The organism is Erwinia sorbitola (assembly GCF_009738185.1).
GTDB lineage: Bacteria > Pseudomonadota > Gammaproteobacteria > Enterobacterales > Enterobacteriaceae > Erwinia > Erwinia sorbitola.
Genome location: NZ_CP046509.1, coordinates 3,782,514 through 3,800,430 on the forward strand (window position 1 = coordinate 3,782,514; position 17,917 = coordinate 3,800,430).

Genomic DNA, 17,917 nt, shown 5'->3' on the forward strand with positions numbered 1-17,917 from the left:
CCAATATGCTTGAACTGAACAATATAAAGCTCGCCTACGGCAGCTCACCCATTTTGAAAGGCGTTAATCTCTCGGTAAAACGTGGGGATGTGCTGTCGATTATCGGCCCAAGCGGTACCGGCAAGACTACGCTGCTGCGCTGCATCAACTATCTGGCAAAGCCCTCTTCCGGCAGCATCACTTTCGATCAGATTCGCATGGATTATCAGTCTGTGGATAAAGCCGCAGTGCAGGCCATCCGTCTGCGCACGGCGATGGTATTCCAGCAGTTTAACGTGTTCAAAAATATGACGGTGATCCAGAACGTTATGGATCCGCTGATCGTCGTACAGCGTAAATCAGCTGATGAAGCGCGCAAAATAGCGCTGGAAGAGCTGGATCGCGTTGGCCTGTCTGACAAGCGCGACCACTATCCCTCGCAGCTCTCCGGCGGACAGTTACAGAGAACCGGCATTGCCCGCGCGCTGGCAGTACGCCCGGATGTCATTCTCTTTGATGAGCCGACCTCCTCGCTGGATCCGGAACTGGTCGGCGAAGTGCTGAAGGTGATCAAAGACGTCACCTCATCCGGCATCACCTCACTGCTGGTCACCCACGAGATGCAATTTGCTAAAAACGTCTCAAACCGCATCGTGTTTATGGATCAGGGCATTGTCGCGGCTGAAGGCAGCCCGGCGGAGATTTTCGACACTCCCGCCAATCCGCGACTCGCGCAATTCCTTACGTCCGAAACGTCACTCTACTAATAATACAAGGATAAAAAAAATGCCTGCAAACGCATCTACCTTCCGTCGTCGCCTGACTCTGGCGTTACTTGGCGGTGTGGCCATCGCTGCCTCAAGCATCGGTTCTGTCTACGCGCAGACGCCGGTACGCGTCATTAAAGTCGCCACGGCGGCAGAATCTAAACCGCTCTCATGGGGCGCTATCGGCCATGAACCTCAGGGTTATGAGCCTGACCTGCTGCGGGCGATCAACGCCAGGCTTCCGCAGTACCGCTTTGTGCTGGAAGGCGCGGCGGATATTGCTCAGGAAACCGGCCTCGCAACCGGCAAATACGATATGGCAACCGGCGGCTTTTATACCGCTCCGGCACGCAGTAAACAGTTCCTGATCCCGGCCACCCCGATGGGTGCCAGCCTGATGAAAATCTACAGCCGTAAAGAGAGCAATATCAACACCATGAAGGATCTGGTGGGTAAGAAAATTGTTCCGGTTACCGCTGGCGGTGGCGTCTACAAGTTCGTCACTCAGTGGCAGCAGGAGAACCCGGACTCTGCGGTGAAAATTTCCGCCTCCAGCGCCGGGATCCCTTATCCGGATCGCCTGAAGGAAGTACAGCGCGGCAAGTATGATGCCCTGATTCTGCCTTCCAATCTGGGTGAGCAGGCGGTAATCGATAACCAGAAGCTGGATATCAAAGCCAGCGAGCCGGTAGCCACTAACAATACCTATGTGCTGATCCACCGCTCAGACGAAAACCAGCGCCTGGCAAATGACGTTAACGATGCGCTTAAGTCGCTGAAAGAGGATGGCACCTTCGACAAACTGTCGCAGAAATGGTTTGGCGAAGACGTGGTTAAGTACATCAAGTAACGCGAACGCGAAACAGTGCCCGGCGTTGTTGGGTCAACGGTCAAGGCTGACACCATTATCAGGAGTGTTTCATCATGGATCTCACCGTCATGATCCCAGAGCTACTCTCGGCCTTGCCGTTGACGCTCGCAATTATGTTTGTGGCGCTTATCGCTGGCTTTGTGCTGGCGCTGATTGCCACCACCTTCAGGATTCGCAGGATACTGGTTATCAGCCAGCTGGCAGACCTTTACGTCTCCTATGCCCGCAGCGTACCGGTGGTATTACAGCTGTTCGTTGCTTTCTACGGACTGCCGGTATTTGTCGCCCTGTTTGGTATGAAAGATTTTGTTTCGCCCACGCTGGCATCAATGGTGGGACTGAGCCTGTATCACGGTGGCTATCTGTCAGAGGTGATACGCCCCGCTTATCTTGCCGTTGAGCGCGGCCAGCATGATGCGGCAGACAGCCTCGGCTACAGCTTCTGGCAAAAACTGACCCGTATTGCCGGGCCGCAGGCTCTGCATATTGCCCTACCCGGTTACGGTAACGCGGTGATCTATATGATCCACAACGTGGCACTGGTGATGTATATCGGAGCCGCAGACATTATGGCGACCGCGCATCTGGTGATGGAGCGCGATTATAACCAGTACCAGTTCAGTACCTATCTGGTACTGGGGGTGCTTTATTCCCTGCTGTGCCTGATTTCATGGCTGATTGTGCGCGTCTTTGAACGCCGTTTCGCCCGCTACACATCGAAAACAGCACCGTCCAAAATTAAGCTCACGGCGAGCATCTGACCGGAAAAGGTGATTAACCATGTTTGATTGGGATGTTTTGCTGCCGGATTTTTTGAGCATCATGGACGCCGTGCCGTTGACGCTGATGATGGCAGTGACAATTTTTATCTTCTCCACGCTGATGGGTGGCCTGTTTGCACTGATTGAGTACCGGCGAATACCGGTGCTGCGCGAACTGGTGATCGGTTACAAAGTGGTGTTTAAAGGCGTGCCAATGGTGGTGATGATTTTCCTTGCCTACTACGGCCTGCCTCCGGCGTTGCAGTTCAGCGCCGCGCTGACAGGTATTGACTATAACGGTCACTCAATGCCGAACTGGGTAATAATCGTCGTCGCCTTAACCGCCTGCGTGGCGGCGTTCCAGGCTGAGGTGATCAAAGGCGCGCTGAACTCCTTCGATAGCGGTCAGTCGGATGCTGCGCATTCGCTGGGTTATTCCAACGGACAGCTGTTCCGGCGGGTGCTTTTCCCTCAGGTGATCATCGCGGCGATCCCGGATTTAGCGAACTCCTTTATGGTGATCATGAAGGCGCTCTCTCTGGCCTTCGCCATTGAAGTGGTGGATATCTTTGCCCAGGCGCAGCTGACAGCGGCACTGAATTATTACTACCTTGAAGCGTTCCTGGTGGCGGTGGTGTTCTATATGGTGATTGCTTACGTCATCACCAAAATTGCTGACAAGCTGGAGGCGGCGCTCAGAATCAGAACCTGAGGGCGTTTTATCGGCAGGAATACGCGCCCCGGAAGGATGCCCGGGGCGCGACAATCACTTCTTCGGGGACGGAGTAGAAAACCGTTTTACCCGGCTGGTCGGCAGCGTGTTAGCCGGATCGTCAGGCCACAGATGCTTTGGATAGCGCCCTTTCATCTCCTTTTGCACTTCACGATAAGCTCCCGACCAGAATGCGGCCAAATCGCGGGTGATCTGCAACGGCCGCTGCGCCGGGGAGAGCAGCTCCAGCACCAGCGGCACACGCCCGTTCGCCACGCTGGGATTTTTCGCCTCGCCGTACATCTCCTGTAATCGCACCGCCAGCGCCGGAGGCTTGTCCTGATGATAGTGAATCGGCAAGCGGCTGCCGGTGGGTACCACATAATGAGTGGGCAGCACCGCGTCCAGCTGCTGGCGTTGCGCCCATGTCAGCAGCCCGGCCAGCGCATTGCCCACATCAAGCTGGCGCAGGCCTTTGCCATCGCGCACGCCGCTCATGGCAGGCAGCAGCCATTTCTCCAGCGTTGCCAGCAGCGCAGGCTCCTCTGCGGCGGGCCAGCCCCCTTCCGGCAGCCACTGGGCGGCACAAATCAGCCGCAAACGCAGCTGTTCAGCCTGCGGCGTCCAGTTGAGTACCGACAGGCCTTTACTGCGTACCCAGCGCAGCATCGCAGCGTGCAGCTCGCCCTCTTCAGGCTTCGCCAGCGGCTGTGATTTCAGTACCAGCTGACCAATCTGTTCACGACGCCAGGCGCGCAGGGTACCTTTTTCTTCATCCCACTCCACCTCGGTCTGCTGCTGTACCAGCGTCGGGCACTGGCTGACCAGCTGTTCAATATCCAGCGGCAGCGCCTGTAAAATCCGCGCATCCGGCTGGCCGTTGCCCTGCAATAAAGCAGGAGCGATCAGCCATTCGCTGCGGGTTAAGCCATCTTCACGATCGAGCGACGCTCCGCTACCGTTTGCCAGCTGATAACGCCCGTCCACGCCGCGTCGGCGCGCGATCCTGTCAGGAAATGCCGCCGCCAGCAGCGGTGCAATAAGGTCATCATCTGCCCGTCCTTCGCTGATATTTACACGCTGCTGCAGCTGACGTGCGCGGCGCTGCCACTGCGGCAAACGGCGATGGAAGCTGTCGCGCAGATCCGTACTGCCGCGCACCGGCTCCTCCAGCATCGCTACCAGTTGAGCCGCCGTGGCCACCGCATCGGGGTCACTCCCCGCCGCCATCAATAGCGCGGCAAAGCGTGGTTCACTGCCCAGCGAGGCCATTTTGCGCCCGCCGGAGGTCAGCCTGCCCTCTTCATCGGTCGCGCCCAGCTGTTGCAGCAGCTGACGCGCCGCCGCAATCCCAGCCTGAGGAGGTATATCCAGCCACTTAAGCTGGCTGACATCCTGGCAGCCCCACTGCAACAGATCGAGCCACAGGGCCGCGAGGTCGCAGTTAAGAATTTCCGGTTCACTATGGGTAGCGGCACGTTCAGCCTGCTCTTTAGCGATCAGATGCAGGCAGATACCCGGCTCCAGACGGCCGGCACGTCCGGCACGCTGCGTCATTGAAGCCTGACTGACGCGCTGGGTTTGCAGGCAGGTTACTCCGCTGCGCACGTCAAACTGCGCGCTGCGCTCCTGTGCGCTGTCTACCACCAGACGAATTCCCTCAATGGTCAGACTGGTTTCCGCAATATTGGTCGCCAGCACCACTTTACGACGTCCGGCAGGAGACGGCAGAATTGCCCGGCGCTGGTCAGCCAGCGACAGCGCACCGTACAGCGGACAGAGGTCAACATCGCTGGCAACTCTTTCCGCCAGCTGCGTCTGGACGCGTTGAATCTCCGAAACACCCGGCAGAAAGAGCAGCATCGATCCCGCTTCTTCACGCAAAAGCTGGCTGGCCTGGCGTGCGACCGCTTCCTCAAACCGCAGATTAGCGGCCAGCGGCTGGTAACGGCGCTCCACCGGAAACGAGCGCCCTTCAGAGCTGATTAACGGTGCCTGCGGCAGCCATTCGCGCAGACGCGAGTTATCCAGCGTGGCAGACATGATCAGCACCTTCAGGTCATCGCGTAGCCCGCCCTGAACATCAAGCAGCAGCGCCAGCGCCAGATCGCCCTGTAAGCTGCGTTCGTGAAATTCATCGAGGATCACCAGCGATACGCCTTCCAGCATCGGATCCTGCTGTAACATGCGCGTGAGGATCCCTTCGGTCACCACCTCAAGCCGGGTCTGTTTACCGCTGCGGCTTTCACCGCGCATACGGTAGCCAACGGTGGCTCCCGGCTCTTCTCCCAGCTGTTCAGCCAGCCGCTGTGCAACATTTCGCGCCGCCAGCCTGCGGGGTTCAAGCAGCAAAATACGCCCGTCAAATCCGCACTCTTGCAGGATCTGTAGCGGCAGCCAGGTGGATTTCCCTGCACCGGTGGGTGCCGCGAGAAGCACCTGAGGAGAGCTTTTCAGCGCGCGGAATAAATCGGGTAACACGGCACTGACCGGTAGTGAACTCACGTTTTTATGCTCCATAACGGCATGGTCTAAATCTGGCAGGCATTGTAGCATTGCCCGGGTCGATTTACCGGAGGACGCCATGAGCGCAACAAAACGGCTGTTTTTCGGCCTCGAACTGCCGGATCAATGCAAGCATGAGATTATTCAATGGCGTGCAGAAACCTTCCCCGCTGAAGCCGGGCATCCGGTCGGCGCTGACAGCCTGCATCTGACGCTGGCGTTCCTCGGGGATATCAGCGAGGCAAAACAGCAGGCGTTAATGCAGCTGGCCGGGCGCATTCAGCAGCCCGGGTTTACCCTGACGCTGGACGACGCAGGTCACTGGCCGCGCTCTGGCGTGGTGTGGCTCGGCCCCCGCCAGGCCCCGCGCGGCCTGTTGCAACTGGCGGATTTGCTACGATCCCAGGCGGCACGCAGCGGATGTTTTCAAAGTCCCCTGCCGTTTCATCCGCATGTCACATTACTGCGTAACGCTGCGCTGTCAGTATCGCTGCCGCCGCGCAATTTTCACTGGTCACTGCCCGTGGAGCGCTTTGTGCTGTTTCATTCACAGTTTGAGCGTGGGCGCACCCGCTATCAGGAGATCGCGGACTGGAAATTACGATAAGGAATTCCTATGGAATTTACCCCTGACTTGCAGTCAGCACGACTGATTAAACGCTATAAACGCTTTCTGGCAGATATTGTCACCCCTGAAGGAGAGCACCTGACCATCCACTGCGCTAACACCGGCGCGATGACCGGATGTGCCATCCCGGGTGATACGGTTTGGTATTCGACATCGGAAAGTGTGACAAGAAAATATCCGCACAGCTGGGAGCTGACGGAGACACAAAATGGCCACTGGATTTGCGTTAATACGCTACGAGCTAACGGACTGGTACGTGAAGCATTAAAAGAGGCCCGTATTCCAGAGTTGTCTGGTTACGATATCGTGTTACCTGAAGTGAAATACGGCAGCGAAAACAGCCGGATTGACTTTCTGTTACAGGCGAATAATCGCAGTAACTGCTATATTGAAGTCAAATCCGTGACGCTGTTACAGCAGGGTAAAGGGTATTTTCCGGATGCGGTGACCGAGCGTGGCCAGAAGCATTTACGCGAACTGATTCAGATCGCGCAATCTGGCCATCGGGCGGTACTGTTCTTCGCCGTTCTGCATTCGGGGATTGAGGACGTTTCCCCGGCGCGTCACATCGATGCACGCTACGCGGAACTATTGGCACAGGCACGGCTGAGTGGCGTTGAGCTGCTCTGCTATAAGGCGCAGTTATCACCAGAAGGGATCAACCTGCACCGCCCCCTGAAGGTGGAGTTGTAAAATTTAGCGCAATTTGCTGTGATACGGCGATCAAGTGCTTTCACCTGATTTCAAACTGTAGCGAAGCGACAACTGAACCAATCTCCGGATGCCAGCTTAAAGCAGCAATCGGGGAGAAAAGAGCAGGAAGCCAATACCGCTGCGGGTTGAAAGATGAAGATTGGCCGCGCTAAATACGCTTTTCCTCACATGCTTGTCAAGTCATGTCCAGGAATAATTGCTAACCTTGACCGCTTCTGTTATTTATAGCGGCCTGTTTTTTTCCCCACAGTGGGATCGATACCCAAAATTTTGGGGTTGCAGGGTAGCTGCCAACGCACCTTGCAGCTTTAAAGATGAAGGGTGTAGTGCGTGTTATCCAGGAGAAACAACATGCAAGAAGGGCAAAACCGTAAAACATCGTCCCTGAGTATTCTCGCCATCGCTGGGGTGGAGCCATACCAGGAGAAGCCAGGCGAAGAGTATATGAACGAAGCCCAGCTGGAGCACTTCAAGAAAATTCTTGAAGCCTGGCGCAACCAGCTTCGTGATGAAGTGGATCGCACTGTTTCGCACATGCAAGATGAAGCCGCTAACTTCCCGGATCCCGCTGACCGCGCCACTCAGGAAGAAGAGTTTAGTCTTGAACTGCGTAACCGTGACCGTGAGCGTAAGCTGATTAAAAAGATCGAGAAGACGCTGAAGAAAGTGCTGGATGACGATTTTGGCTACTGTGAATCCTGTGGCGTTGAAATCGGCATTCGTCGCCTTGAAGCGCGTCCTACTGCGGATCTTTGCATTGACTGCAAAACGCTGGCGGAAATCCGCGAAAAACAAATGGCCGGTTAACGGTCCATTGATTGTGCAATGAAGCAGGGGGCGGTCTCCGCTTCCGCTTCATTGCCTTTCTAAAATTATGCCATCATCTTATATCGGGCGCTTTGCCCCTTCCCCGTCCGGCGACCTCCATTTCGGCTCCCTTATTGCTGCCTTAGGCAGTTACCTTCAGGCACGTGCGCAGCAGGGTATCTGGCGAGTGCGTATCGAAGATATCGATCCTCCGCGCGAAGTTCCCGGTGCCGCTACACGCATTCTGCATCAGCTGGAAGATCACGGTCTGGAGTGGGATGGAGAAGTGCTATGGCAGTCACAGCGTCATGAGGCTTATCGCGCAGCACTCCACGACCTGCAACAGCAGGGGCTATGCTATTACTGTATCTGCCCGCGCAGCCGCATCCAGCAAATTGGCGGTCTGTATGACGGCCACTGTCGCACCCTTGGTCATGGCCCGCATCAGGCGGCGCTGCGTTTAAAAGTCGACAGCCCGGTACTGGCGTTTGATGACCGCCTGCGCGGTGTCGTCCAGGCTGACGCCAGGCTGGCTTATGAAGATTTTATTATTCACCGGCGCGACGGGCTGTTTGCTTATAACCTGGCTGTTGTGGTCGACGACCATTTTCAGGGCATCACCGAGGTGGTGCGCGGTGCCGATCTGATTGAGCCAACGGTACGCCAGATAACCTTATATCAGCAGTCTGGCTGGAAGGCGCCCGCGCATTTGCATCTGCCGCTGGTGCTTAATCATGACGGCAATAAACTGTCGAAACAAAATCATGCTCCGGCGCTTCCCGCAGGCGATCCGCGTCCGGCGCTGGTAGCAGCACTGGATTTTCTCGGCCAGACCGTTACCGCTGGCTGGCGCGATTTAACGCTGACAACGCTATTACAGCAGGCAATTGAGCGTTGGGAGTACAAAAAAATCCCAATTAACGACGCCATGCTTGCGCATACAACCACTTCGGCATTCTCAAACGGCTCACTCTGAGCTATGATTAGCCGCTGTTTTTACTGACCAGATTTCAATGTCACTATCGAGGTGTCCCATTTTTACCCGAGTTGCTAATTTTTGCCGGAAAGTCCTCAGTCGTGATGAGGTGGCGCCAGCTGTGGTCGAGGAAGTACGCCAGATGGCTATCGTTCCACGTGACGCCCATAACATCTCGCGCAAGGACATCAGTGAAAATGCCCTCAAGGTTCTTTATCGCCTGAATAAAGCCGGATACGAAGCCTACCTGGTAGGCGGCGGCGTGCGCGATTTACTGCTGGGTAAAAAACCGAAAGACTTTGATGTGACCACCAATGCCACGCCGGAACAGATGCGTAAGCTGTTCCGCAACTGCCGTCTGGTTGGTCGCCGCTTCCGCCTGGCGCACGTTATGTTTGGCCCGGAAATCATCGAGGTTGCCACCTTCCGCGGTCACCACGAAGCTGAACAACAGGTTGCCGACGACCGCAACAGCTCACAGCGCGGCCAGAACGGTATGCTGTTGCGCGACAATATTTTTGGTTCGATTGAAGATGACGCCCAGCGCCGCGATCTGACCATTAACAGCCTCTATTACAGCGTGGCCGACTTCACCGTTCGTGATTATGTTGGTGGCCTGAGCGATCTGCAACAGGGCATTATCCGCATGATTGGCGACCCGGAAACCCGCTACCGCGAAGACCCGGTTCGTATGCTGCGCGTAGTGCGCTTTGCCGCCAAGCTGGATATGAGCATTGCCCCTGAAACCGGCGAACCTATTCCACGCCTGGCAACACTGCTCAATGATATTCCCCCGGCGCGCCTGTTTGAGGAAACCCTCAAACTATTGCAATCAGGCTACGGCCACAGCACCTATCTGAAACTGCGTGAATACCAGTTATTCCAGCCGCTATTTCCGATTATCACCCGCTACTTCACCGAACAGGGTGACAGTAATATGGAGCGGATGATTCTTCAGGTGCTGAAAAATACCGATAACCGCATCCATAATCAGATGCGCGTTAATCCGGCGTTCCTGTTTGCCGCTATCTTCTGGTATCCGCAGCTGGAAGCAGCACAGAAAATTGCTCAGGAGAGCGGCCTCGCCTATTACGATGCCTTTGCCCTGTCGATGAACGACGTGCTTGATGAAGCCTGCCGTTCGCTGGCGATTCCGAAACGTATTACCACTCTGGTGCGTGATATCTGGACGTTACAGCTGCGCCTGTCGCGCCGTCACGGCAAACGCGCCTGGAAGCTGATGGAGCATCCTAAGTTCCGCGCCGCCTATGATCTGCTTGCTCTTCGGGCAGAAGTGGAAAATAACCACGAACTGCAACGCCTCACCACCTGGTGGAGCGAGTTCCAGGTTTCTGCTCCACCTCAGCAGAAAACTATGCTGAATACCCTCGGCGACGATCCGGTACCACGTCGCCGTACCCGTCGCCCGCGTAAACGCGTGCCCGGTGCTCCACGCCGCGATTATAACAACGACGCATGATCCGCGTTTATCTGGCGCTGGGCAGTAATCTGGCCGACCCGTTGCATCAGGTGCAGTCTGCACTTAATGCGCTGGCGGCCATTCCTGACAGCACGCTGGTTGCCACCTCTTCCCTGTATCGAACTCCCCCTTACGGCCCGCCGGATCAGCCCGATTTTCTTAACGCTGCCGTGGCGCTGGATACCCGGCTGGACGCAGAAAGCCTGCTAGACCACACCCAGCGTATTGAGCTGGAGCAGGGGCGCGTGCGTAAAGAACACCGCTGGGGGCCGCGTACTCTCGATCTCGATATTATGCTATTCGGCGACCAGACGCTAAACACCCCGCGCCTGACGGTACCGCATTACGATATGCATAACCGCGCGTTTATGCTGCTGCCGTTGCTGGAGATCGCCCCTGCGCTTTGCCTGCCGGATGGCACACCACTGGCGGATATTCTGTCCACCCTCGACTGTAGCAGCATCCAGCGCTGGTAACCCCGGATGGGGCATGCCCCACCCCTACGGAAAATCCCCGCCGCTGACCACCTGCGGAAAATCATCCCTCTCTTTTCCTACCCGCAACGGATAACCCCGGATGGGGCATGCACCACCCCTACGGAAAATCACCCGCCGCTGACCACCTGCGGAAAATCATCCCTCTCTTTTCCTACCCGCAACGGATAACCCCGGATGGGGCATGCCCCACCCCTACGGAAAATCACCCGCCGCTGACCACCTGCGGAAAATCATCCCTCTCTTTTCATACCCGCAACGGATAACCCGGATGGGGCATGCACCACCTTAACCCATCTCTCTATACCCGTAGGGGCGAGGCACGCCTCGCCCGTGACAATGCTGACATCCCTCTTCCCTTCCTTTAAGATACGCCAACTCAGATTTCTTAAGGTGAAATGATGAAACCGACAACTGTCTCAACCTTGCATCAGTGGAAGCAACAGGGGCGTAAATTTGCCTCGATCACCGCCTACGATTTCAGCTTCGCCAAACTCTTTGCCGATGAAGGCGTTGACGTGCTGCTGGTTGGTGATTCCCTTGGCATGGTGGTACAGGGCCATGATTCGACGCTGCCGGTAACGGTCGCTGATATTGCCTATCACACCCAGGCCGTGCGCCGTGGTAGCCCCGGCTCCCTGCTGCTCGCTGACCTGCCGTTTATGAGTTACGCCACACCTGAACAGACCTTTGAAAGCGCGGCGCAGCTGATGCGTGCCGGTGCCAATATGGTCAAGCTGGAAGGCGGTAAATGGCTGGCAGAGACGGTGAAACAGTTAACCGAGCGCGCAGTGCCGGTATGCGGTCACCTTGGTCTGACACCACAGTCGGTCAATATTTTTGGTGGCTATAAAGTCCAGGGCCGCGCCAGTGCCGATGCAGATCGCCTGCTTGAGGATGCGCTGGCGCTGGAAGCCGCCGGAATGCAGCTGCTGGTGCTGGAGTGCGTACCGGTAGCGCTGGCGCAGCGCATTACCGAAGCGCTGACCATTCCGACCATCGGCATTGGTGCCGGTAATGTGACCGACGGGCAGATTCTGGTGATGCACGATGCTTTTGGGATCACCGGCGGTCATATTCCAAAATTCGCCAAAAACTTCCTCGCTGAAGCCGGAGATATCCGCGCCGCAGTGCGCCAGTATGTGGCTGAAGTGGCAGCCGGAAGCTATCCGGCTGAACAACACAGTTTCCAGTAACCGAGGAGAAAGCCCGTGCTGATTATTGAAACCCTGCCGATGCTGCGCCGTGAAGTGCGCCGCTGGCGTCATGATGGTAAACGGATTGCGCTGGTTCCCACCATGGGCAACTTGCATGACGGTCATATGACGCTGGTCGACGAAGCTCGCGCCACTGCCGATATCGTGGTGGTATCGATTTTCGTTAATCCGATGCAGTTTGAACGCGCTGATGATCTGGCCCGCTACCCGCGTACGCTCCAGGAAGATTGCGAGAAGCTCAACCGCCGTGGCGTTGACCTGGTATTTGCGCCAGCTCCAGAGGATGTATACCCGAAAGGGCTGGGTGAGCAGACCTTTGTTGACGTTCCCGGCCTTTCGACGCTGCTGGAAGGTGCCAGCCGTCCGGGACACTTCCGCGGCGTCTCTACTATCGTCAGCAAGCTGTTTAATCTCGTGCAGCCCGATATCGCCTGTTTCGGCGAAAAAGATTATCAACAGCTGGCGCTGATCCGAAAAATGGTGGCGGATATGGGCTACGATATTGAGATTATCGGCGTCCCTACCGTACGTGCCAAAGATGGGCTGGCGCTCAGTTCACGCAACGGCTACCTCTCCGCTGAGGAGCGCAAACTCGCGCCCGTTGTCAGTCAGGTGATGAACAGCATCGCGGAGAAACTGGGCCAGGGCGAGCGCCATGTGGAACAGCTTATCGAGGATGCTGAAAGTGCACTAAGCGAGCAGGGATTGCAGCCTGACGGGCTGGCGATTGTCGATGCTGATACGCTGCTGCCGCTAAATGTGGATAGCCAGCGGGCGGTGATCCTGATGGCGGCATGGTTGGGTAAAGCGCGTTTGATAGATAACCAACAGGTTGATCTGACGCAGTAGACAGCCGCGCCCGCAAAGGCAATACTGACGACCGTTTTTTTGAACCGATGCAGAGTGAATATTTATGAACCGTACTATGTTGCAGGGCAAACTTCACCGGGTCAAAGTGACTCAGGCAGACCTCAATTACGAAGGTTCCTGCGCCATCGACCAGGACTTCCTCGACGCTTCCGGCATTCTGCAATACGAAGCGATTGATATCTATAACGTTAACAACGGCCAGCGTTTCTCCACCTATGCGATTGCCGCTGAACGTGGTTCAAAGATCATTTCAGTAAACGGCGCTGCGGCACGCTGTGCCTGTGAAGGTGACCTGCTGATTATCTGCTCTTACGTGCAGATGTCAGATGCGGAAGCGCGGGAATGGCAGCCAAAAGTGGCCTATTTTGAAGGCGACAACCAGATGAAACGGGTAGCGAAAGCCGTACCGGTTCAGGTCGCATAACTAAGAAATTTCAGGGCCGACCTTGCTGGCCGGCCCTCTTTCACATCAGGTACGCAGCCCGCGACCGCGCTGAATTAACACCCAAACCAGCGCGTAAAACACCACGATAAACGCCACCAGCACACCCAGCGTAAACACCAGCGGCACATCGTTAATTCCGAGGAAACCATAGCGGAAGCCACTGATCATATAGACGATTGGGTTCAGCTTTGACACCATCTGCCAGACCGGCGGCAGCAGCGTCAGCGAGTAGAACACCCCGCCTAAATAAGTCAGCGGCGTCAGCACAAAGGTCGGGATCAGGCTGATATCATCAAAAGTACGGGCAAAGACCGCGTTCAGCAGCCCCGCCAGTGAGAACAGTATCGCCGTCAGAACCAGGGTTACCGCTACCATCAGCCACGAATGCACCTGGAACGGCACAAAGAACAGTGAAATTACCGTGACCAGAACGCCCACACAGATTCCGCGCGCCACGCCGCCGCCCACATAGCCTGCGATTATCACATGCGTCGGCACCGGTGCGACCAGCAGCTCTTCGATATTGCGCTGAAACTTGGCGCTGAAGAATGAGGATGCCACGTTAGCGTAAGCGTTAGTGATCACCGCCATCATAATCAGGCCCGGCACAATAAACTGCATATAGCTGAAGCCGTGCATTTCACCAATGCGCGAACCAATCAGATTGCCGAAAATAATAAAATAGAGCGTCATGGTGATAACCGGCGGCACCAGCGTCTGGATCCAGATACGCGCAAAACGGTTAACTTCTTTACCCCAGATACTTTTCAGCGCTACCCAATACAGATGCATCATGCTTTATCTCCTTTGTGACCGTTGACCAGGTCGACAAACAGCTCCTCAAGACGGTTAGCCTTATTGCGCATACTGAGTACCTGAACACCCTGATGACTGAGCTGGCTGAACACGCTGTTCAGGCCCTGCTCGCGCAGTACTTCCACTTCCAGCGTGGAGGTATCTGCCAGACGATAGTGAAACCCTTCAAGCTTCGGCACCGGACTTTTCGGCGCGAGATCGAGGATAAAGGTTTCTGATTTCAGCTTGGAGAGCAGCCCTTTCATTGAGGTGTTCTCCACCAGCTCACCGCGCTGAATAATGCCGATATTGCGGCACAGCATCTCGGCTTCTTCAAGGTAGTGAGTGGTCAGAATAATGGTGGTGCCCTGCGCATTCAGCTCTTGCAGGAAAGTCCACATTGAGCGGCGCAGTTCAATATCTACCCCCGCTGTGGGTTCATCGAGGATCAGCAGCTTGGGCTCATGCATCAGCGCACGGGCAATCATCAGGCGGCGCTTCATACCGCCGGAGAGCATACGCGCACGTTCGTTACGCTTTTCCCATAAATCGAGCTGCTTAAGATACTTTTCAGCACGTTTTTGCGCTTCAGGTTTCTCCACACCGTACAGCCCCGCCTGGCTTACAACAATCTGAAGCACGGTTTCAAACTGGTTAAAGTTGAACTCCTGCGGCACCAGCCCCAGCTGACGCTTGGCGTTTACCACGTCCTGCTGTAGATCGTAGCCAAATACCCGCACTTTACCGGCGGTTTTATTAACCAGTGAACTGATAATACCAATGGTGGTGGACTTGCCAGCGCCGTTTGGCCCCAGCAGCGCATAGAAGTCACCGGCTTCTACCGCAAGGTCGATTCCTTTTAGCGCCTGAACCCCGCCAGCGTAGGTTTTGGTCAGCTTTTCAAGCTCCAGTGCATAAGTCATAGGTTAAAGAGTGCCCTGTTTAGTTGAGGTTTCTTGTTTGTCATTTTCAATCACGTCACATTGCCCTATATTACTTCATCGCTTTTGAGCAATTGGTCGACACCATTATGAAAGACATTGATACCCTGATCAGCAACAATCGTGAGTGGTCCCGGTTGCTGAGGGAGGAGGATCCTGGTTTTTTTGAGCGTCTTTCTCTGACGCAAAAGCCCCGATTCCTCTGGATTGGCTGCTCTGATAGCCGCGTACCTGCGGAACGCCTGACCGGGCTGGAGCCGGGTGAACTGTTTGTTCACCGCAATGTAGCCAACCTGGTTATCCATACTGATTTAAACTGCCTCTCAGTAGTGCAATACGCGGTTGAAGTGCTGGAAGTCGAGCACATCATCATCTGTGGCCACTACGGTTGCGGGGGTGTTCAGGCCGCTGTAGAAAATCCGGAGCTTGGCCTGATCGACAACTGGCTGCTGCATATTCGCGATTTGTGGTACAAGCATAGTGCGTTTCTGGGCGAACTTCCGCCAGAAAAGCGTTTCGATAAACTGTGTGAAATCAACGTGATTGAGCAGGTGTATAACCTGGGTCACTCTACGGTGATGCAGTCGGCCTGGAAACGCGGGCAGAAGGTCAATATTCATGGCTGGGTTTACGGCATCATGGATGGCTACCTGCGCGACCTCGGCGTCAGCTCAACCAACCGTGAAACCCTTGAACAGCGCTATCGCCAGGGCATTGCTAATCTGCTGAACGATCCGGATCTTAAACCGTAAATCGCCCCTCTAAATAGTTCACGCCGGGTGCAAACACACAGCCAGCGTGAAGTATAACCAATAACCCTGCTCTCCGGTGTTGGTCGATTGTGCTCTGCCAGATTATTCGTCCAGCATCACCACTTTACCCACATAGGGCAGATGGCGATAACGCTGTGCATAATCAATGCCGTAGCCCACAACAAATTCGTCGGGGATGGCGAAGCCAACATACTCTACCGGCACGTCTACTTCGCGGCGCGAAGGCTTATCCAGCAAGGTACAGATAGCCAGCGACTTCGGCCCGCGCAGGCTGAAGATCTCGCGCACTTTGCTCAATGTATTACCTGAATCAATAATATCTTCGACGATAAGCACGTCTTTGCCCCGGATGTCTTCATCCAGATCCTTAAGGATTTTCACGTCACGCGTGCTTGAAGTGCCGTTGCCATAGCTGGAGGCCGTCATAAAATCGACTTCATGAGACACGTCAATGGTACGGCAGAGGTCGGCCATAAACATAAAGGAGCCGCGCAGCAGGCCCACCAGCACCATGTCGCTGCCGCTGTCACGGTAGTGGTCACTGATTTGCTTGCCGAGTTCGGCAACGCGGGATTTGATTTCAGCTTCGGAGATCATTACTTCAACGGTGTGTTTCATATAGATAGCGCTTCGTCGATTGCTCTGGGAAAGCGGTAAAGTTTACCACACTTCCTGGCCACTAAGCTCACTGTTGCGCAACGTCATCTCCCGCGCTACACGCAGACATATAGACTGCCATACGTTCAGACAGCCATATTTCATATGGCATTTTGATTTAACCATAGAGCGTTTATTCATTTATGCCGCACTCCTGCCCCGTGCTAGCTTATGCGCAACAATAACAATGCTTCATGCCTTAAAGCCGGAGTTTGCATGCCCTCTTCACATTCTAAAAAAACACATATTGGTACGCGTGAACTGCATCCTGAAACCCAGATGCTTAACTATGGCTATGACCCTTCCCTTTCAGAAGGCGCGGTTAAGCCGCCGGTATTTCTGACCTCCACCTTCGTGTTTAACAGCGCGGAAGAGGGACGGGACTTCTTTGACTATGTTTCCGGACGCCGCGAACCGCCAGCGGGAGAAGGTAACGGGCTGGTTTATTCACGTTTTAACCACCCCAACAGTGAGATTGTTGAAGACCGTCTGGCGATTTATGAGCGTACCGACAGCGCTGCGCTATTCTCTTCCGGAATGTCTGCCATCTCCACTACTCTGCTGGCATTTGTGAAGCCCGGCGATACCATCCTGCACTCGCAGCCGTTATATGGCGGCACCGAAACGCTGTTAAGTAAAACCTTCCGCAATCTTGGCGTTTCAACGCTGGGCTTTGCTGATGGCGTTGACGAGGCCGTGGTACAGGCCGCCGCTGAAGAGGCAATGAAACTGGGGCGGATTTCGGTGATTCTGATCGAGTCCCCCGCTAACCCGACCAACAGTCTGGTGGATATCGCGCTGATAAAGCGCGTGGCGGATCATATTGAGCGCCAGCAGCAGCATCGTCCGGTGATCGCCTGCGACAACACCCTGCTTGGCCCGGTGTTTTCGCGCCCAACGGAACACGGTGCTGATATCTCCCTTTATTCCCTGACCAAATACGTTGGCGGCCACTCCGACCTGATTGCCGGAGCCGCAATGGGCAACAAGGCATTAATCCGCCAGGTGAAGGCGCTGCGTAGCGCCATCGGTACACAGCTTGATCCGCACTCCAGCTGGATGATTGGACGCTCGCTGGAAACGCTGGCGCTGCGGATGGAGCGCGCCAACGATAATGCCGCTGCGGTTGCTGCATTCCTGCAAAGTCATCCGCAGGTGGAAAAAGTACATTATCTGCCGTTCCTCGATCCCGCCTCAGCGGCAGGAAAGGTATTCAGCACTCAGTGCAGCGGCGCGGGCTCGACCTTCTCGTTTGATATTCGCGGCGGCGAGGCGGCAGCATTCCGTTTCCTCAACACCCTGCAACTGTTTAAGCTGGCAGTAAGCCTGGGCGGCACCGAGTCTCTCGCCAGCCACCCGGCCAGCACTACCCACTCCGGCGTACCGCTGGATGTGCGCAACCGTTTTGGCATTACCTCATCCACTATTCGCCTGTCGATTGGCATTGAGAATAAGGATGATTTGATCGAAGACGTACGGCTGTCACTGGAGTAATCCAGTCGGGAACGGCAGGAGAACATTATTG

20 protein-coding genes are annotated in these 17,917 nt (G+C 55.5%); 15 read left to right on the top strand and 5 right to left on the bottom strand.

All coding sequences use genetic code 11. The annotated features are described in order from the left end of the window. Positions 1-5: 5 nt before the first annotated feature. From GN242_RS17240 to GN242_RS17255, 4 genes are all read left to right on the top strand, one after another. The gene (locus GN242_RS17240) at positions 6-746 is read left to right on the top strand and encodes an amino acid ABC transporter ATP-binding protein (protein WP_156287899.1); all 741 of its coding nucleotides are present in this window, start codon (positions 6-8) and stop codon (positions 744-746) included. A 19-nt stretch (positions 747-765) separates the two neighbouring features. After that, positions 766-1,596, top strand: a complete 831-nt coding sequence (locus GN242_RS17245) for a transporter substrate-binding domain-containing protein (RefSeq protein WP_154752611.1) — start codon at positions 766-768, stop codon at positions 1,594-1,596. 74 nt (positions 1,597-1,670) lie between these two features. After that, positions 1,671-2,378, top strand: coding sequence for an amino acid ABC transporter permease (locus GN242_RS17250; protein ID WP_154752612.1), 708 nt, complete (start codon positions 1,671-1,673; stop codon positions 2,376-2,378). Between the two features lie 19 nt (positions 2,379-2,397). Beyond that, the gene (locus GN242_RS17255) at positions 2,398-3,090 is read left to right on the top strand and encodes an amino acid ABC transporter permease (RefSeq protein WP_154752613.1); all 693 of its coding nucleotides are present in this window, start codon (positions 2,398-2,400) and stop codon (positions 3,088-3,090) included. Positions 3,091-3,144: 54 nt separating this feature from the next. Here the strand turns inward: GN242_RS17255 and hrpB are convergent, their stop codons facing one another. Then, on the bottom strand, positions 3,145-5,595 hold the full coding sequence (hrpB, locus tag GN242_RS17260) for an ATP-dependent helicase HrpB (protein ID WP_156287900.1): 2,451 nt from the start codon (positions 5,593-5,595) through the stop codon (positions 3,145-3,147). 79 nt (positions 5,596-5,674) lie between these two features. Between hrpB and thpR the strand changes: the two genes are divergently transcribed. The 9 genes from thpR to panD all read left to right on the top strand — a co-directional run bounded on the left by thpR (position 5,675) and on the right by panD (position 13,205). After that, positions 5,675-6,202: an RNA 2',3'-cyclic phosphodiesterase gene (gene thpR, locus GN242_RS17265; RefSeq protein ID WP_154752615.1), complete on the top strand. Its 528-nt coding sequence runs from the start codon at positions 5,675-5,677 to the stop codon at positions 6,200-6,202. 9 nt (positions 6,203-6,211) lie between these two features. After that, positions 6,212-6,916, top strand: a complete 705-nt coding sequence (gene sfsA, locus GN242_RS17270) for a DNA/RNA nuclease SfsA (RefSeq protein ID WP_154752616.1) — start codon at positions 6,212-6,214, stop codon at positions 6,914-6,916. Positions 6,917-7,288: 372 nt separating this feature from the next. Then, positions 7,289-7,744 (top strand): RNA polymerase-binding protein DksA, encoded by a 456-nt coding sequence (dksA, locus tag GN242_RS17275; RefSeq protein ID WP_062747161.1) that lies wholly within the window; start codon positions 7,289-7,291, stop codon positions 7,742-7,744. 67 nt (positions 7,745-7,811) lie between these two features. Further along, positions 7,812-8,720 (top strand): tRNA glutamyl-Q(34) synthetase GluQRS, encoded by a 909-nt coding sequence (gene gluQRS, locus GN242_RS17280; RefSeq protein ID WP_154752617.1) that lies wholly within the window; start codon positions 7,812-7,814, stop codon positions 8,718-8,720. Between the two features lie 58 nt (positions 8,721-8,778). Then, complete coding sequence (gene pcnB / locus GN242_RS17285; protein WP_231617168.1) at positions 8,779-10,200, top strand: polynucleotide adenylyltransferase PcnB; 1,422 nt, start codon at positions 8,779-8,781, stop codon at positions 10,198-10,200. Next, positions 10,197-10,676: a 2-amino-4-hydroxy-6-hydroxymethyldihydropteridine diphosphokinase gene (folK, locus tag GN242_RS17290; RefSeq protein ID WP_156287901.1), complete on the top strand. Its 480-nt coding sequence runs from the start codon at positions 10,197-10,199 to the stop codon at positions 10,674-10,676. The genes pcnB and folK overlap by 4 nt, the downstream gene beginning before the upstream one ends. Positions 10,677-11,095: 419 nt before the next feature. Beyond that, positions 11,096-11,890, top strand: coding sequence for a 3-methyl-2-oxobutanoate hydroxymethyltransferase (gene panB / locus GN242_RS17295; protein WP_154752620.1), 795 nt, complete (start codon positions 11,096-11,098; stop codon positions 11,888-11,890). Between the two features lie 15 nt (positions 11,891-11,905). Further along, entirely contained in the window at positions 11,906-12,760 is an 855-nt protein-coding gene (panC, locus tag GN242_RS17300; RefSeq protein ID WP_156287902.1) for a pantoate--beta-alanine ligase, read from the top strand. Between the two features lie 64 nt (positions 12,761-12,824). Further along, positions 12,825-13,205, top strand: a complete 381-nt coding sequence (gene panD / locus GN242_RS17305; RefSeq protein WP_062747172.1) for an aspartate 1-decarboxylase — start codon at positions 12,825-12,827, stop codon at positions 13,203-13,205. Between the two features lie 45 nt (positions 13,206-13,250). On the opposite strand, the gene GN242_RS17310 is transcribed toward panD, so the two are convergent. Both GN242_RS17310 and GN242_RS17315 read right to left on the bottom strand, forming a co-directional pair. Then, positions 13,251-14,021: an ABC transporter permease gene (locus GN242_RS17310; RefSeq protein ID WP_154752621.1), complete on the bottom strand. Its 771-nt coding sequence runs from the start codon at positions 14,019-14,021 to the stop codon at positions 13,251-13,253. Continuing rightward, on the bottom strand, positions 14,018-14,944 hold the full coding sequence (locus GN242_RS17315; protein WP_154752622.1) for an ABC transporter ATP-binding protein: 927 nt from the start codon (positions 14,942-14,944) through the stop codon (positions 14,018-14,020). Before GN242_RS17315 ends, GN242_RS17310 begins: the two co-directional genes overlap by 4 nt. Positions 14,945-15,051: 107 nt before the next feature. Between GN242_RS17315 and can the strand changes: the two genes are divergently transcribed. Beyond that, on the top strand, positions 15,052-15,714 hold the full coding sequence (can, locus tag GN242_RS17320; protein ID WP_156287903.1) for a carbonate dehydratase: 663 nt from the start codon (positions 15,052-15,054) through the stop codon (positions 15,712-15,714). 102 nt (positions 15,715-15,816) lie between these two features. Here the strand turns inward: can and hpt are convergent, their stop codons facing one another. Together hpt and GN242_RS17330 are read right to left on the bottom strand one after the other, a co-directional pair. After that, complete coding sequence (gene hpt, locus GN242_RS17325; RefSeq protein ID WP_133842233.1) at positions 15,817-16,353, bottom strand: hypoxanthine phosphoribosyltransferase; 537 nt, start codon at positions 16,351-16,353, stop codon at positions 15,817-15,819. A gap of 42 nt (positions 16,354-16,395) precedes the next feature. Continuing rightward, entirely contained in the window at positions 16,396-16,533 is a 138-nt protein-coding gene (locus GN242_RS17330) for a hypothetical protein (RefSeq protein WP_156287904.1), read from the bottom strand. A 75-nt stretch (positions 16,534-16,608) separates the two neighbouring features. On the opposite strand from GN242_RS17330, the gene GN242_RS17335 reads away from it, so the two are divergent. Continuing rightward, complete coding sequence (locus GN242_RS17335) at positions 16,609-17,886, top strand: cystathionine gamma-synthase family protein (protein ID WP_154752625.1); 1,278 nt, start codon at positions 16,609-16,611, stop codon at positions 17,884-17,886. Positions 17,887-17,917: the final 31 nt, after the last annotated feature.

Coding starts and splice junctions, on each gene's coding strand:
- GN242_RS17245 (WP_154752611.1), top strand. CDS start 766: ATGCCTGCAAACGCATCTACCTTCCGTCGTCGCCTGACTCTGGCGTTA.
- GN242_RS17255 (WP_154752613.1), top strand. CDS start 2,398: ATGTTTGATTGGGATGTTTTGCTGCCGGATTTTTTGAGCATCATGGAC.
- hpt (WP_133842233.1), bottom strand. CDS start 16,353: ATGAAACACACCGTTGAAGTAATGATCTCCGAAGCTGAAATCAAATCC.
- GN242_RS17250 (WP_154752612.1), top strand. CDS start 1,671: ATGGATCTCACCGTCATGATCCCAGAGCTACTCTCGGCCTTGCCGTTG.
- GN242_RS17310 (WP_154752621.1), bottom strand. CDS start 14,021: ATGATGCATCTGTATTGGGTAGCGCTGAAAAGTATCTGGGGTAAAGAA.
- panD (WP_062747172.1), top strand. CDS start 12,825: ATGAACCGTACTATGTTGCAGGGCAAACTTCACCGGGTCAAAGTGACT.
- gluQRS (WP_154752617.1), top strand. CDS start 7,812: ATGCCATCATCTTATATCGGGCGCTTTGCCCCTTCCCCGTCCGGCGAC.
- thpR (WP_154752615.1), top strand. CDS start 5,675: ATGAGCGCAACAAAACGGCTGTTTTTCGGCCTCGAACTGCCGGATCAA.
- sfsA (WP_154752616.1), top strand. CDS start 6,212: ATGGAATTTACCCCTGACTTGCAGTCAGCACGACTGATTAAACGCTAT.
- folK (WP_156287901.1), top strand. CDS start 10,197: ATGATCCGCGTTTATCTGGCGCTGGGCAGTAATCTGGCCGACCCGTTG.
- can (WP_156287903.1), top strand. CDS start 15,052: ATGAAAGACATTGATACCCTGATCAGCAACAATCGTGAGTGGTCCCGG.
- dksA (WP_062747161.1), top strand. CDS start 7,289: ATGCAAGAAGGGCAAAACCGTAAAACATCGTCCCTGAGTATTCTCGCC.
- GN242_RS17315 (WP_154752622.1), bottom strand. CDS start 14,944: ATGACTTATGCACTGGAGCTTGAAAAGCTGACCAAAACCTACGCTGGC.
- GN242_RS17335 (WP_154752625.1), top strand. CDS start 16,609: ATGCCCTCTTCACATTCTAAAAAAACACATATTGGTACGCGTGAACTG.
- panB (WP_154752620.1), top strand. CDS start 11,096: ATGAAACCGACAACTGTCTCAACCTTGCATCAGTGGAAGCAACAGGGG.
- GN242_RS17240 (WP_156287899.1), top strand. CDS start 6: ATGCTTGAACTGAACAATATAAAGCTCGCCTACGGCAGCTCACCCATT.
- GN242_RS17330 (WP_156287904.1), bottom strand. CDS start 16,533: ATGAATAAACGCTCTATGGTTAAATCAAAATGCCATATGAAATATGGC.